This window comes from Microbacterium sp. AR7-10, from assembly GCF_001878835.1.
Lineage (GTDB): Bacteria > Actinomycetota > Actinomycetes > Actinomycetales > Microbacteriaceae > Microbacterium > Microbacterium commune.
Map to the genome: position 1 here is coordinate 1 of NZ_MJIR01000062.1, position 13,287 is coordinate 13,287.

Here is a 13,287-nt window from a genome sequence, read left to right on the forward strand (position 1 = left end):
GACAGTGGTTTCTCAGCGCGGCGCGCGCCGTCGCGTCGGGTCAGCCCTCGAGCACGAGGCGCAGCTGCTCGACGGCCCAGTCGAGCTCGGTCGCGCGGATCACCAGCGGCGGAGCGATGCGGATGGTCTGACCGTGCGTGTCCTTGACGAGCACGCCGCGCTCGCGCAGCTTCTCGGCGATGTCACGACCGGTGCCGTAGGTCGGGTCGATGTCGACACCCGCCCACAGTCCGGCGATGCGCACGGTGGTGACGCCGTGACCGACGAGCGACTCGAGCGCGGCCGCCAGGTGAGCGCCGAGCTGACGGGCGCGCTCCTGGAACTCGCCGGTGCTGAGCATGTCGACGACCTTCCGGCCGACCGCTGCCGCCAGCGGGTTGCCACCGAAGGTCGAGCCGTGCTCACCGGGGCGGATGACGCCCAGCACGTCCCGATCGCCGACGACGGCCGAGACGGGCAGGATGCCGCCGCCGAGCGCCTTGCCGAGCAGATAGAGGTCGGGCACGACGCCCTCGCGGTCGCACGCGAAGGTCTCGCCGACCCGGCCGAGACCGGACTGGATCTCGTCGGCGATGAACAGCACGTTGCGCTCGTCGCAGATCTCGCGCACACGACGCAGGTACCCCTCGGGCGGGATGATCACGCCGCCCTCGCCCTGGATCGGCTCGATGAGCACCGCGGCGGTGTCGTCGGTGATCGCCGCGGCGATCGCGTCCGCATCGCCGTACGGCACGGTGTCGAAACCGGGCGTGTACGGACCGAAGTCGTCGCGGGCCTGCTCGTCGTCGCTGAAGCTGATGATCGTGGTCGTGCGGCCGTGGAAGTTGCCGGCCGCGACGATGATCCGCGCCCGGCCCGAAGGGATGCCCTTGACCCGGTATCCCCACGCGCGGGCGACCTTGATGCCGGTCTCGACCGCCTCGGCGCCGGTGTTCATCGGCAGCACGAGGTCTTTGCCGCACAGCTCGGCGAGGGCGGCGGCGAACGGCTCGAGCTGGTCGTTCATGAACGCGCGGCTGGTGAGCGTGACCCGACCCAGCTGCGCGACGAGCGCCTCGACGATGGCCGGATGCCGGTGGCCGAAGTTCACGGCCGAGTACGCCGCGAGCAGGTCGAGGTAGCGCTTGCCGTCGGCATCCGTCACCCACACGCCGTCGCCTTCGGCGACGACGACGGGAAGCGGGTGGTAGTTCTCGGCGACGTGCGGCTCAGGATTCGCCGATTCGTGCAGCACGGTCTCGGTCTCGGTGGTCGACATCATGCACCTCGCAGTTCGAGCGTGCAGCACTTGATGCCGCCCCCGCCGAGCAGCAGCTCGGACAGGTCGACGGTGATCGGGTTGTAGCCGCGCTCGCGCAGCTGCCTCTCGAAGCCCTTCGCGCGCGGCGAGATGATCACGTTGTACCCGTCGCTGGCGGAGTTGAGCCCGAACACTGCGCCGTCCTCATCGGAGACGAGGATGGCGTCGGGGAAGCGCTCTTCGAGGATCGCGCGGCTGGCGTCGTCGAACGCGCCGGGGAGGTACGCGATGTTGGCCCGCTCGGGTCCGCCGTTCTCGATGCCCTGCACCGGGTCGAGCACCGCGATGGCGGTGTCGAGGTGGTAGAAACGGGGGTCGATGAGGTTGAGCGAGACGACCTCGCGGCCGAACACCTCGCCCACCTCGCGGTGGCTGTCTCCGGTCGAGCGGAAGCCCGTGCCGGCCAGGATCACGTCGCCGACGAGCAGGAAGTCGCCCTCGCCCTCGTTGACCTCTTCCGGCATGACGGTGTCGAAGCCGTTGGCGCGGAACCAGTCGGCGAAGGCGGGCGCCTCGCCCTGGCGCTCGACGAACCGGAACTCGGGCACGTAGGCGCGTCCGCCGATGACGAATCCGCCGTTGGCGGTGTAGACCATGTCGGGGTAGCCGGCGAGCGGCTCGATGAGCTCGACCTCGTGGCCCAGCTCGAGGTACAGGTCGTACAGCTTCTGCCACTGCGCGACGGCCTTGGCCGTGTCGGTGGGGCGGGCGGGCTCCATCCACGGGTTGATGGAGTAGTTGACCGTGAAGTGCTCGGGCCGGCACATCAGGTAGCGGCGGCGGTGGGCGGTGCGGGTGGCCACATCACTGGGCCCCTGAGCCTGTCGAAGGGTAGCGGTTTCAGGCGTGGACATGAGTGCTCCTCGGGGAAGGTGCGGCGGACGCTGTCCAGGGGCCTGGCGGAAGTTCGACCCGCTCCTCGGCGGGAGCACGGGGAAGATGCGACACAGGCACGCCACACCCATTTTTGCATCCGGATGCCCTCAGCCGCCACCCGCGCGCATCACTCCGCGACGCGCACGACGACCTTTCCCACCGTGTGCCCCGCCTCGACGTGCGCGAGCGCGTCACCGGCGTCCGCGAACGCGTACTCCCGCTCGATCAGCGGATGCAGTCGCCCGGCGGCGACGAGATCCAGCAGCGCGGTGAGGATCTCGGGGCGGGTCTTCGCCGTCAGGGAGCGGATGCGGCGGCGCGCGCCGATGGAGAGCAACGCACCCCTCAGCATCCGCGGCACCGGTCCGAGCACCCGCCCGCCGTCGCCCCCGACGAGCACGACCGAGCCGCCGTCGCGCACGAGGCGACGCAGCCCGCGCAGCGGGGCCCCGCTCGCGATCTCGATCACGGCGTCATAGCCGCCGGCCGGCAGCGCGGTCAGGGGAGCCTCCCGATCGACGACCGTGGCGCCGAGCGCTTCCAGCGACACCCGGTTGCGTGCGCTGCACGTGGCGTGCACGTCGGCTCCGCGCAGTCCCGCCAGCTGCACCGCGAACGTGCCGACGCCGCCCGAGGCGCCGAGCACGAGCACCCGCTGCCCGTCACCGACCTCGGCCGCGTCCAGGGCCTGCCACGCTGTTCCCGCGGCGATCGGCAGGGTCGCGGCATCCGACGTCGACACGGATGGCGGGCGCGCGGCCAGCCGCGCGGCGGGCGCGACCGCGTACTCGGCGAGCCCTCCCCCGCCCGGCAGCTCGACGACCACGTCGTCGCCGACGCGCACGATGTCGACATCGGATCCCCGCGCCACCACCGTGCCCGCCACGTCCATGCCGCGGACGGGGTTGCGCGGGCGGCTCAGGCCGAACACCGGCCGCACGAGCAGCGGGTCACCGCGCATGATCCGCACGTCACCCGAGTTCAGCACGGTAGCGTGCACGCGCAGCAGCACCTCGCCCTGGCCGGGCTCGGGAACAGCCCGCTCGGCGAGACGCACACCCGAGGCCGGGCCGTATCCGTCCTGCACCCAGGCGCTCATGGTCGCGGTCATCTCAGTCCCCCGGGTACTGGAAGAGCGATTCGAGCGGCATGCCGAATGCTCGGGCTATCTGGAATGCGATCTCGAGGGTGGGCGAGTACTTCCCCTGCTCGATCGCGATGAGGGTCTGCCTGGTGACGCCGATCCGGGCTGCGAGGTCGGCCTGTGTCATCCCGGCCTCCTCCCGCCGCGCCCGGATCGTGTTCGTGACGAGGGTCGGCTTGACCATCAGACCAGCCCGCGACGGTAGGCGGTGACCCGTGCGATGCCGCCGACGAGCGCCGAGACGGCGAATCCGAGGAACATGGTGTTGGCGATCCAGAACAGCTCGGCGCCGGCAGCGCACAGGGCGATCACGCCGAGTCCGGCGATCACGAGGAAGGAGTGCTCTACGCGGCCGCCGAGACGGCTGATGTCGCGGTCGCGGATGTCGGACGCTGTCGCCGACTGCGGATCGCGAAGGCCGGCGGCGATGCCCCACAGGATGCTGATGACGATGCTCAGGGCGATGCCCGCGCCGATCGTCCACAGCATCGGAGGCAGCCAGTCGACCGTGCTGATGTCGCCGCCTCGCGACTGCATGAGCAGCACAGCGATGTAGCCCGTGAGCGTGATGACCGAGGCGATGAGCTGCGCCCACGCCACGCGTTCGTGGTACACCATGACCATACCTCCGTGTCAAAGATTCTTTACATGGAGAGTAGAGCGGCCGGCGCCGCGATGTCAAGAATCTTTTACATTGCTCGGATCGGGTCAGATCACGTCGGCACTCCAGTCGTCGGGGGTTCCGAAGCGGTGCGCGGTGATCGAGATCGCCTGCTCGTGCACGAACGGCAGCAGTTCGAGGCGTCCGGCAGAGGTCACCTCGCCGTCGTAGACCGCCAGATCGGGATCACCCGCGACCGCCGCGGCGAGAGCACGGTGCAGAGACGCCACCGAAGCTCGTCCGCCGACCAGGCGCACACGGTCAGGCACGGCGGTCGCTGACAAGCCGCCGCAGATACCAGGGCAGGAAGTCGGGGGCGAGCGGCGCGACCCGGTGCAGCATCGACGCCGCGGCCGCCGTGCTCTCCGGGCGCATCACGCCGTCGACGAATCCGAGGGTGAAGGGCAGCCCCTTCGGGTCGTGCAGCACGCCGGCGAGACGCTGGGCGGCCGGATCGAGACGGGCCTGGGCGGCTTCGTCCACCCACCGCCGGGCGAGCGCTGTGGCGGCATCGGCCAGGTGACGATCCGTGGGCGACGATGACTGCTCTGCCATGCATCCAGACTAGGCACGATCCGCCGCAGGGCGCGGAACCGGTGCGTTCTATGCTGTGTGCGTGGGGGAGAACGAGGCGGATGCCGCGAACCGCGCCGCGTCCGAGGCGCGCGCAGCGGCGTGGGCGCGGACGATGGCCGACCGCATCCCCACGGGGTGGATCATCACGGGTGCCGGAGCCGTGCTGCTGGGCGCGACCGCCGCGTTCGGAGGACTCGAGCCGGCTCCGCAGCCGGTTCCCGAAGAGCTCGCAGTCGGCGAGCACTACGTCGGATCCGACCTCGAGATCGCCGTGCTCGGTGCCAAGGTCGGGGGCGAGGTGCAGGGCGCCGGGGTCGTGCCCGACGAGGGCGAAGAGACCCTGATAGTCACGCTCGAGGTGACGAATCTGTTCAGTGAGCCGCGCATCGCACTCGCCCCTCACTCGCTCAGCGGCGTGCACATCGACGGTGTCGAGATCGTGCGCTCCGATGCCCGGCGCGTCGAAGACGACAGCGTGCTGTCGTACCTGCAGCCTGACGTCCCCACGCGGGTGCGTCTGGCCTGGACGATCGATGCGGATGCCATCGCGCCGGGCGACGAGGTCCGCCTCGTGCTGCCGGATTCCACGCGCTCCGAGGGCGCCTTCGTCACCCGGGGCACGTACTGGTCCGATGTGCGCACCGGCGCCTACGTCACCGTGCCTGTGGCGGCGGTTCCCGCCGACCGGGAGGTGGTCGAGCCGTGACCGTCCCGACTCCCGGATCCGACGCACGTCGGCGGCTCGTGAAGGCCGCCGCCCCTTGGGCGCTCTCGATCGCGCTGGTGGTGGGGGCCTGGGGTCTGACCCAGCTGCAGAAGGATGAGGACGCGCGCTACGACCCCTTCGTCACACATGCGGAGGTCGGTGAGCACGCGGAGGCCCGCAACATCGCCGTCACGGTGACCGACGTCCACGCCGCCCGCGCCGTCTCGGACGGGAGCTGGCGAGCCGAGGGCACCTGGCTCGTCGTCGACCTCGACGCGGCCTCGACGCGGGACCAGTCCGGCGCCGCCCTGCGGGTGACCGACCTGCGCATCGGGGATCGGACCTATTCGGCGACCGAGCGCGGAACCTCGATGGTGCAGCTTCCGCTGGTCACCGGCGTGCCGCAGCACGGGAGCATCGCCTTCGAGCTTCCCGAGGACGCGCTGACCGGCTCCGCCACGCTCGTGTTCGCGGAGAACGACGACTACGCGGCTGACGGGATCGTCGAGGTCTCCCTCGATCTCGACGACATTGCTGTGGAGCGGGAAGTCCGCCTCGACGAGATCGGATGGGCCGAGTGATGACCGAGCGACGCGGGTGGTGGCGCGGCAACGCGGTGGCGCTGTGCGCCGTGGCCGTTCTGCTGCTGGCGGCGATCGGAGGGGCGGGCTGGTGGGAGTGGAAGTACGCCTATCCCGATTCCGGCAAGCCGCTGTGGGCCGTCGAACCCGGAGAGTCCGGAACCGTGGTGCTCGAAGGAGCCGAGTGGGGACCGGTGCGCGCGAAGGCCATCACCGACACCTCGGGCTTGACGGTGCCCGACGACACCACCCTGATCGGCGTCACCGTGCAGATCACCCCGCTGGGCGAGAAGGGCCCGACATGCTGGGCGCCCCGGCTGATCGAGCAGGGCACAGGACGGGTGTGGGAATCGGTGCGCGGGCAGATCGGTCTGCCGTGGGACCGGGAGGAGCCCGAGGTCTGCGTGCCGACCCTCGACGGCGAGACGGCGGAGCCGTATCAGCTCCTGCTCCCCTACGTCGTTCCCGAAGACGCGGAAGGACCGTACCGGCTCGAGATCGAGCCGCACGACGCCGAGTCGCGATTCCTGCGGTTCAGCATCGATCCCTGACCGGCTCCACCCGGATCAGAGCGCGGGCACCGCGGTCGCGCCGGTCGGCTCGGATCCTCGAGGCGACGCCGTGGGCAGCACGCCGGCGGCTGCGGTGATCGCCGCGGCGTCGGCTTCCTCGACCGTGGTCGGTGCCGCGGCATCCGTTCTCTCGTCCTGCGCGCGACGCAGCATGCCGAACGTCGTGTCATACGCGCCGGCGATCACCGCCATCCGGATCGGCTCGATGATCAGGGAGGGGATGAGGAAGATGACCGGCCAGTACACCGTCCAGAACTCGTACAGATCATGGGGCCCGAGAGCGCGACCCATCCCGTAGTCCAGCCATGATCCGGCGACGACGACCGCCGTGTACAGCAGCGCATACGACGCGATGGTCACCGGGCCCGCACGCCACATCAGAAGGACGGCTCGCCAGATCGGGAGGACACGCGACGCGAGCTCCGTTCCCAGATCACGCAGACGGCGCATCAGCGGGTTCGGCACCCGGGCGATGCGCTCGCGTACCTCCGCGACCAGCCTGTGCTGGATCTGCAGCTTCTCGGCGACGATCGCCTGCCCGTAGACGACTCCGGCGACGGTGAGCCACGAGATCGGCTCCAGCAGCACCGGACCCGCCTGGCCCAGCAGCCATCCGATGCCGTCGCCGACCCACACGAAGGGCGCCAGCCAGCCCGTCACCGCCTCGCGGGCGTCCGCCACCCACACCATGGCGACGCGGGTGTCGACCCACGATGTCGCGCTGTCGACCGCGTCTTTGAGCAGGAGCAGCGAGAAGAAGACCCAGACGACCTCGCAGTACACGGCTGCGAGGCTGAGCACCTTGGGCAGCTTCGCCGACCAGCGACCCCATGCCCATCGGGCGGCGAAGGCCGCCACGATGATCGCGATCGTCCAGGCGTTGAAGGACAGCTCGGTGATGTTGTCGCCGGGATCGAAGGTGCGGTCGGTGCCGAGCGTCGCGCCGATCTCTTCGCTGTTCTTCTCCAGCGCGCGCAGCGAGTACGCCTGCACGTCACTGCCGAGCAGCCCCTGCGCGGTGTAGATGGCGAAGAACGGCAGGATGCTCGCGAGCAGCGCGGTCAGGAAGGTGCGGCGGCGGTCGGCCGCCGAATCGGGAAGCGGCGCCACGGCCTGCAGGGAGCGCAGCCCATCCCGCAGCACGAGAAGCATGCCCACCAGGCTGATCAGCCGGCACAGCACCGCGAGCGGGAGGATCATCAATCCACCGACAGAGGTGTAGGCCCCGACGAACCCGGCCAGGACGATCAGCCAGTAGCGCGCCACCACACCCGCGAGATACCACGCCAGCAGCGACGGCCAGTGTCGCCACAGCACGCGCCCGGTAACCTTGAGCATCTCCCCCACGCGCTCAGATTATCGCGCGCGGGCCGTCGTCAGTCAGCGCCAGAGGCTCGGCGCCGGGCTCTTCGTCGAGGGCAGCGTCGAGGCCGACGCCCAGTCGTGGATCCACGGCTCGACCTCGGGCAGCCCCTGCGGCTTCCCGACGGCGGCGAACAGCTCCTCGTTGCTTACCGTGCCGCCGCTGCGGCGCAGCATCCGCGATCTCACGATCACCCGCGCATACACCTCCCCGTCGACCACGGCACGGTGCTCGAGGAAGACGGCCCTGTCGTCGTGACCGACGAAGCGCGACTCGACGTCGAAGCGCTGCCACAGCTGCAGCGACTTGCGGAAGGTGACGGTCTCGCTCGAGACGACGGCGTACCAGCCGCGCGAGTTCATCGCGTCGAACAGACCGGTGCGGATCAGCAGATCCCACCGGCCCAGATCGAACAGCGACAGGTAGCGGCCGTTGTTCATGTGCCGGAGGATGTCGATGTCCGTGGGCAGGGTCGTCAGGCGGATGCGGCTGACCGCAGACGGCTCGAGCGTGCCGCCGCGCCGAGTGCGCAGCCGGGCCCGGAGGATGACGAGGAGGGTGCGCCAGATCACGTTCACAAGGGGCGATAGTAGTGATCCACGATGGATCGCCCAACTTCATTGGCTGATCACCACAGGGGCCCGCGCGTGTCACCCGCCGATTTCACACCCGCGACGGCGGCGCGTAGAGTCACGCACATGAGCACCGAAGCCCATACCGAGATCATCGTCCGTCCCGTCCGCGATGTCGATGCGGAGGCCCTCGGCCGCGTGCACGCGCAGTGCTGGCACGAGACCTACGACCACCTCATCAGCAAGGCCGCCCTCGAGCGGATCTCCCCTCGCCGCATGGCGGAGCTGTGGACGAACTGGGCGCGCCAGGGCGACGACTTCCGCATGAGCGCCGCACTCGTCGACGGTGAGATCGTCGGCTTCGTGGGCTCGGGCCCCGCCCGCGACAAGGACGCACCGGCGCTGCGCGAGCTGTACTTCATCTACCTGCTCGACGCGCACCACGGCACCGGCATCGGACAGAAGCTCTTCGACGCCGCCGTCTACGAGGGCGAGCCCTGCTACCTGTGGGTGGCCGACGACAACCCCCGCGCGCACCGCTTCTACCAGCGCAACGGCTTCTCGCTCGACGGCGAGAGCCACACCGAGCCGTTCCTCGGCGAGACGCTCACCGAGGTCCGCTTCGTGCGAGCCTGACGCCGCGTCTTCTTCGCCAGCGTCGCCCCCTCCGCAGATCGGAGGGGGCGACGCTGAGCACACGGAGGCCGGATCAGCGGCCGGACACCTGCCCGAACAGCTTCGCGATCGGGGCGAGCACCAGGGGGCGCGCCGCGAACCAGCCGGCGGCGATCACGGCCATGGCGAGCAGGAACACCCAGAAACCCGTCCAGTTCGCCGCGTACTCGGCACCGTCGACGGAGCCCTGCGCCGCGAACATGTGGTTGAGGTTGCGCAGCATGCCGGTGAGGAACACGAGGGCGACGTGCACGATGATGAACGCCACGAAGTACAGCATCACCGGGAAGTGCAGCGCACGCGCCCACTCCACCGGGTACGCCCGTGACAGCTTCTCGGCCTTCTTCGGCCACAGTCCGGACATCCGGAATCCGGTGACGATCGCGAGCGGAGCGGCGATGAACACCGTGACGAAGTAGGCCAGCTGCTGCAGGCTGTTGTAGTTCACCCAGCCGTTGTCGGTGGGCCAGTCGAACGAGACGTACTGCAGGCCGGCCGACAGCGCGTTCGGCAGCACCTCCCAGCTCGTGGGCACGATGCGCGCCCAGTGCCCGGTGGTGAACAGCAGTACGACGAAGATGACGCCGTTGATGATCCACAGCAGGTCGAGCGCCTGGTGGAACCAGAGGGTCAGACTGATCTTGCCCTTGGGGTTGCGGCGCGGAGTCCAGAACACGGTGGGCCGCTTCTCGCTGCGCACGCGCAGACCCGAGCGGATGATCAGCACCATCAGGAACATGTTGAAGAAGTGCGCCCAATTCGCCCACGGGGCGAAACCCGGCTCGACGTCGACGGCCGGGTGGTACTCGCCCGGGTAGGTCGCGAGGAAGTCCTGCATCAGCGGCGTGCTGAGGACGGTGCGGACGAGGAAGACCGCGGCCACAGCGACCAGGCCGAGGGATGCCAGTCCCAGCAGCCCGCCGATGGCCTGCGGCCACGACGGACGCAGCGGCGAGGGCTCGGGCAGCGGTGCGGCCGCGTGCCGGGGCGCGCGGCCCGGCCAGACCGTGCGCGGGTACGACAGCGGGGTGGAGACATCGCGTGTGCGGGTGACGGCTGTCGCGGCCGCGACGTCCGCGGGCGGGACAGCCTCGGATGCGACGACATCGGCGGTCGTGGCGACGTCGGACGTCGTGGCGACGTCGGGTGTCGGGGCGGCGGACGTCGGGGCGACGTCGGCGGTCGGGCCGGCGGAAGGTGCGGCGGTGTCCCCCACCGTCGCGGGGACGGTTCCGGCCGGAGGCCACGGCTCCCCTCCGGCCACGCGCGGAAGTCCGCGGCGCACCGCGTACCCGGATGCCGCGACGTCGCCCCCGAGGCCCTGTGCGGCGAGTGCACCGCTCTCCGTCGCCTGCACCGGTTGTTCCCGGGGCGACGCGGTGGTGTCGACGACGACCGGTTCACTCGGCGCTTCCGCAGCGGCCGCGGCGCGCACCGCGGCGGGGGCGGCGGTCGCGCGGGCTGCTGATGCCACGGTCGTGTCGCTCGCGGGGGGCCAGGGCTCCCCGCCGGCGGCCCGCGGAAGCCCGCGCCGCAGGCTCACGCCGGTCGGCGTCCGAGCATCCGGAGCCGGGTCAGCGGCGGCGGCCTCTGTCGCGGCGGACGCGACCGCACCACCTGTCGCCGGCTGCACGGACTCTATGTGCGACGAGGTGGCGGGCTCGACGGCATCCGGCGCACTCGGCACCTCGGCGACCGCAGCGGCCGGCGCCTCGACCTCGATCGCGGGCGGCCAGGGCTCGCCGCCCTTCACCCGCGGGAGGCCGCGGCGGATGGATCCCATGGTCACTTCTTCCGGGCCTCGAGTGCCTCGATCACCTGCGGCACCACGGTGAACACGTCGCCGACGATGCCGAAGTCGGCGACGTCGAAGATCGGCGCGTCGCCGTCCTTGTTGATCGCCACGATCGTCTTCGCGGTCTGCATGCCGGCACGGTGCTGGATCGCACCCGAGATCCCGAGCGCGATGTACAGCTGCGGCGACACCGACACCCCGGTCTGGCCGACCTGGTGCGCGTACGGGATGTACCCGGCATCCACCGCGGCGCGCGATGCGCCCACCGCGGCACCGAGGGCGTCGGCGAGCTGCTCGACGAGGACGAACTTCTCCTTCGAGCCCAGACCGCGGCCGCCCGAGACGACCCGGGTTGCTCCGCGCAGCTCGGGGCGCGACGAGGTCTTCTCCTCGGCGGCGATCTCACCGACGGTGGCGGCCGCGGCACCGGATGCCGTGACCGACAGCTCCTCGACCACGGGCGAGGCGACCGCCTCGGCGCGTGCGTCGACGGCGCCCTGGCGGACGGTGATGACGGGGGTGCCGAAGGTGGGCGCCGACTCGGTGAGGTACGAGCCGCCGTAGACCGAGTGCTGCGCGGTCACGCCCTCGTCGTCACGGGACACGCCGACGACGTCGACCGAGAGCGCGAGCTTCTCGCGCACGGCGAAGCGCCCGGCGACATCGCGCCCGGCGATCGAGTTCGAGATGAGCACGGCATCCGGCTGCACCTGACGGTAGGCGGCCTGCAGGGCGTCGACGGCGGGCACCGTCAGCCATGAGGCGTCGCCGGCTGCCGAGAGCACGACCTGCGCGCCGGCCTGAGCCGCGGCGTCGGTCGCCGCCTGGCTGCCGCCGACGATGAGCGCCACAGGCGCTCCGATCGTGGCGGCGGCGCCGATGAGCGCCGCGGTGCTGCTGGCCGCGTCACCCGACGGGTCGACGTCGACGAGGACGAGGATGGACTTCTCGGGATACGCCATGTCACACCAGCCTGTTCTGCGCGAGGAACTCGACGAGCTGCGCTGCGGCGTCTCCCTCGTCGGTGATCTTGACTCCGGCGGCGCGCGCCGGCTTCTCCGCGACACTCGTCATGATCGTGCGGGGGGCGACGGCCGGGTCGGCCGACACCCCGAGGTCGGCCAGCGAGAGCACCTCGAGCGGCTTCTTCTTCGCGGCCATGATGCCCTTGAAGTTGGGGAAGCGGGCATCCGGCAGCGCCTCGGTGATGGAGATGACGGCCGGCAGCGGAGCAGTGACGTCCTGCGTGCCCGCGTCGCCCGCTCGGGTGCCGGTCAGCTGCCCGTCGCCGATCTCGACCGCGCTGAGTGCGGTCGCCTGCGCCCAGCCGAGGTGCTCGGCGAGCATCGCGGGGATGACACCACCCACGCCGTCGGTGGACAGGTTGCCGGTGATGACCAGGTCGGGCTCGCCGCGACGGATCGCGGCGGCGAGCACCTCTGCGGTGAGGGTCAGATCGGCTCCGCGCAGCTCGTCGTCCACGACGTGGACGGCGGAGGCGGCGCCGATCGCCAGCGAGCGGCGGACGGACGCGGTGGCCGATTCGGGTGCCATCGACAGGCTGACGACCTCGGTGCCGGGGTTCTTGTCGGCGTACGACAGGGCCACCTCGAGCGCGCGCTCGGTGATCTCGTCGAGCACCACATCCCCCGCCGCTCGATCTGCCAAGCCGGTCTCGAGATCGAGCTTGCGGTCTCCATAGGTGTCGGGCACTTCCTTCACCAGGACGTAGATCTTCATCGAACCTCCCTCACGCAGGTTCGATCCTACCCGCGCGATCATCTGGAATCAGGTGTCACTGCTCATGATACTGAGTCCCGAACGCCGGCGGGCCGGTTGCGGCTACCGTTGACCCATGGCCCGTCCCCGACCGCTCCCCATCGACCCCCTCGCCGAGGCCAAGAGGCAGTGGCTCGCGCACGGCTGGACCGACGCCGCCGAGGGCATGGCCGTGGTCACGTCGGTGATGCGCGCCCAGCAGCTGCTGCTGGCTCGGGTGGATGCCGCCCTGAAGCCCTTCCAGGTGACCTTCGCCCGCTACGAGGTGCTGCGCCTTCTCGCGTTCAGCCGCACCGGCACGCTGCCGCTGTCGAGCGTCGTAGCCCGCCTGCAGGTGCACGCGACGAGCGTGACGAGCACCGCGGAGCGTCTGGTGCGCGACGGTCTGGTGCGCCGCGACCCGCATCCGCACGACGGACGCGCCGCGCTGCTGACCCTGACCGAGTCCGGACGCGACCTCGTCGAGCGCGCCACCGCGGCGCTGAACACCGAGGTGTTCGCCTCCCCCGGCCTCGACGCCGACGATGCGGCATCGCTCGTCGGGATCGTCGCCCGGCTGCGCAAGAACGCCGGCGACTTCACCGACCCGCGGCCGCTGCCCGATCCGCTCTGACCCAGAGGCGGGTTCCGAATCGCTCACCTTGCGGGGTCTACGGCCCGAACCCTGCAAGGTGAGCGATTCGGAAG

The 13,287-nt window shown here is 70.6% G+C and carries 17 protein-coding genes; 5 read left to right on the forward strand and 12 right to left on the reverse strand.

Annotation, left to right across the window (positions count from 1 at the left end; translation table 11 throughout):
- Window positions 1-40 precede the first annotated feature (40 nt).
- The 7 genes from rocD to BFN01_RS08640 form a co-directional block, all read right to left on the reverse strand.
- Window positions 41-1,258, reverse strand: a complete 1,218-nt coding sequence (rocD, locus tag BFN01_RS08610) for an ornithine--oxo-acid transaminase (RefSeq protein WP_071643568.1) — start codon at window positions 1,256-1,258, stop codon at window positions 41-43.
- Window positions 1,258-2,154 carry a dimethylargininase gene (ddaH, locus tag BFN01_RS08615; protein WP_071643569.1) on the reverse strand — a complete coding sequence of 299 codons (897 nt, stop codon included), beginning with the start codon at window positions 2,152-2,154 and terminating at the stop codon, window positions 1,258-1,260. Before ddaH ends, rocD begins: the two co-directional genes overlap by 1 nt.
- Before the next feature lie 149 nt (window positions 2,155-2,303).
- Complete coding sequence (locus BFN01_RS08620; RefSeq protein ID WP_083428732.1) at window positions 2,304-3,287, reverse strand: NAD(P)-dependent alcohol dehydrogenase; 984 nt, start codon at window positions 3,285-3,287, stop codon at window positions 2,304-2,306.
- A 1-nt stretch (window position 3,288) separates the two neighbouring features.
- The gene (locus tag BFN01_RS08625) at window positions 3,289-3,504 is read right to left on the reverse strand and encodes a helix-turn-helix transcriptional regulator (protein WP_071643570.1); all 216 of its coding nucleotides are present in this window, start codon (window positions 3,502-3,504) and stop codon (window positions 3,289-3,291) included.
- Window positions 3,504-3,938, reverse strand: coding sequence for a hypothetical protein (locus tag BFN01_RS08630; protein WP_071643598.1), 435 nt, complete (start codon window positions 3,936-3,938; stop codon window positions 3,504-3,506). The genes BFN01_RS08625 and BFN01_RS08630 overlap by 1 nt, the downstream gene beginning before the upstream one ends.
- 90 nt (window positions 3,939-4,028) lie before the next feature.
- Window positions 4,029-4,211, reverse strand: coding sequence for a hypothetical protein (locus BFN01_RS08635; protein ID WP_071643571.1), 183 nt, complete (start codon window positions 4,209-4,211; stop codon window positions 4,029-4,031).
- A 31-nt stretch (window positions 4,212-4,242) separates the two neighbouring features.
- Window positions 4,243-4,536, reverse strand: a complete 294-nt coding sequence (locus BFN01_RS08640) for a hypothetical protein (RefSeq protein WP_371261008.1) — start codon at window positions 4,534-4,536, stop codon at window positions 4,243-4,245.
- 61 nt (window positions 4,537-4,597) lie between these two features.
- Between BFN01_RS08640 and BFN01_RS08645 the strand changes: the two genes are divergently transcribed.
- The 3 genes from BFN01_RS08645 to BFN01_RS08655 are packed head-to-tail and all read left to right on the forward strand — an operon-like array spanning window position 4,598 to window position 6,395.
- Complete coding sequence (locus BFN01_RS08645) at window positions 4,598-5,263, forward strand: hypothetical protein (RefSeq protein ID WP_071643572.1); 666 nt, start codon at window positions 4,598-4,600, stop codon at window positions 5,261-5,263.
- Window positions 5,260-5,844: a hypothetical protein gene (locus BFN01_RS08650; RefSeq protein WP_083428733.1), complete on the forward strand. Its 585-nt coding sequence runs from the start codon at window positions 5,260-5,262 to the stop codon at window positions 5,842-5,844. The genes BFN01_RS08645 and BFN01_RS08650 overlap by 4 nt, the downstream gene beginning before the upstream one ends.
- Entirely contained in the window at window positions 5,844-6,395 is a 552-nt protein-coding gene (locus BFN01_RS08655; protein ID WP_071643573.1) for a hypothetical protein, read from the forward strand. The genes BFN01_RS08650 and BFN01_RS08655 overlap by 1 nt, the downstream gene beginning before the upstream one ends.
- A gap of 15 nt (window positions 6,396-6,410) precedes the next feature.
- Here the strand turns inward: BFN01_RS08655 and BFN01_RS15485 are convergent, their stop codons facing one another.
- Both BFN01_RS15485 and BFN01_RS08665 read right to left on the reverse strand, forming a co-directional pair.
- A complete protein-coding gene (locus tag BFN01_RS15485; protein ID WP_177243837.1) occupies window positions 6,411-7,763 on the reverse strand; it encodes a hypothetical protein in 1,353 nt (450 codons plus the stop codon).
- Window positions 7,764-7,796: 33 nt separating this feature from the next.
- Window positions 7,797-8,357 carry an acyl-CoA thioesterase gene (locus BFN01_RS08665; protein WP_071643575.1) on the reverse strand — a complete coding sequence of 187 codons (561 nt, stop codon included), beginning with the start codon at window positions 8,355-8,357 and terminating at the stop codon, window positions 7,797-7,799.
- 120 nt (window positions 8,358-8,477) lie between these two features.
- On the opposite strand from BFN01_RS08665, the gene BFN01_RS08670 reads away from it, so the two are divergent.
- Window positions 8,478-8,987 carry a GNAT family N-acetyltransferase gene (locus BFN01_RS08670; RefSeq protein ID WP_071643576.1) on the forward strand — a complete coding sequence of 170 codons (510 nt, stop codon included), beginning with the start codon at window positions 8,478-8,480 and terminating at the stop codon, window positions 8,985-8,987.
- A gap of 73 nt (window positions 8,988-9,060) precedes the next feature.
- Here the strand turns inward: BFN01_RS08670 and BFN01_RS08675 are convergent, their stop codons facing one another.
- Genes BFN01_RS08675 through BFN01_RS08685 form a run of 3 tightly spaced genes read right to left on the reverse strand, consistent with a single transcriptional unit; the run spans window position 9,061 to window position 12,561 of the window.
- Window positions 9,061-10,809, reverse strand: a complete 1,749-nt coding sequence (locus BFN01_RS08675) for a cytochrome b/b6 domain-containing protein (protein ID WP_071643577.1) — start codon at window positions 10,807-10,809, stop codon at window positions 9,061-9,063.
- 2 nt (window positions 10,810-10,811) lie between these two features.
- Window positions 10,812-11,783: an electron transfer flavoprotein subunit alpha/FixB family protein gene (locus tag BFN01_RS08680; protein WP_071643578.1), complete on the reverse strand. Its 972-nt coding sequence runs from the start codon at window positions 11,781-11,783 to the stop codon at window positions 10,812-10,814.
- Between the two features lies 1 nt (window position 11,784).
- On the reverse strand, window positions 11,785-12,561 hold the full coding sequence (locus BFN01_RS08685; RefSeq protein ID WP_071643579.1) for an electron transfer flavoprotein subunit beta/FixA family protein: 777 nt from the start codon (window positions 12,559-12,561) through the stop codon (window positions 11,785-11,787).
- A gap of 115 nt (window positions 12,562-12,676) precedes the next feature.
- On the opposite strand from BFN01_RS08685, the gene BFN01_RS08690 reads away from it, so the two are divergent.
- Entirely contained in the window at window positions 12,677-13,213 is a 537-nt protein-coding gene (locus tag BFN01_RS08690; protein ID WP_071643580.1) for a MarR family winged helix-turn-helix transcriptional regulator, read from the forward strand.
- Window positions 13,214-13,287 lie beyond the last annotated feature (74 nt).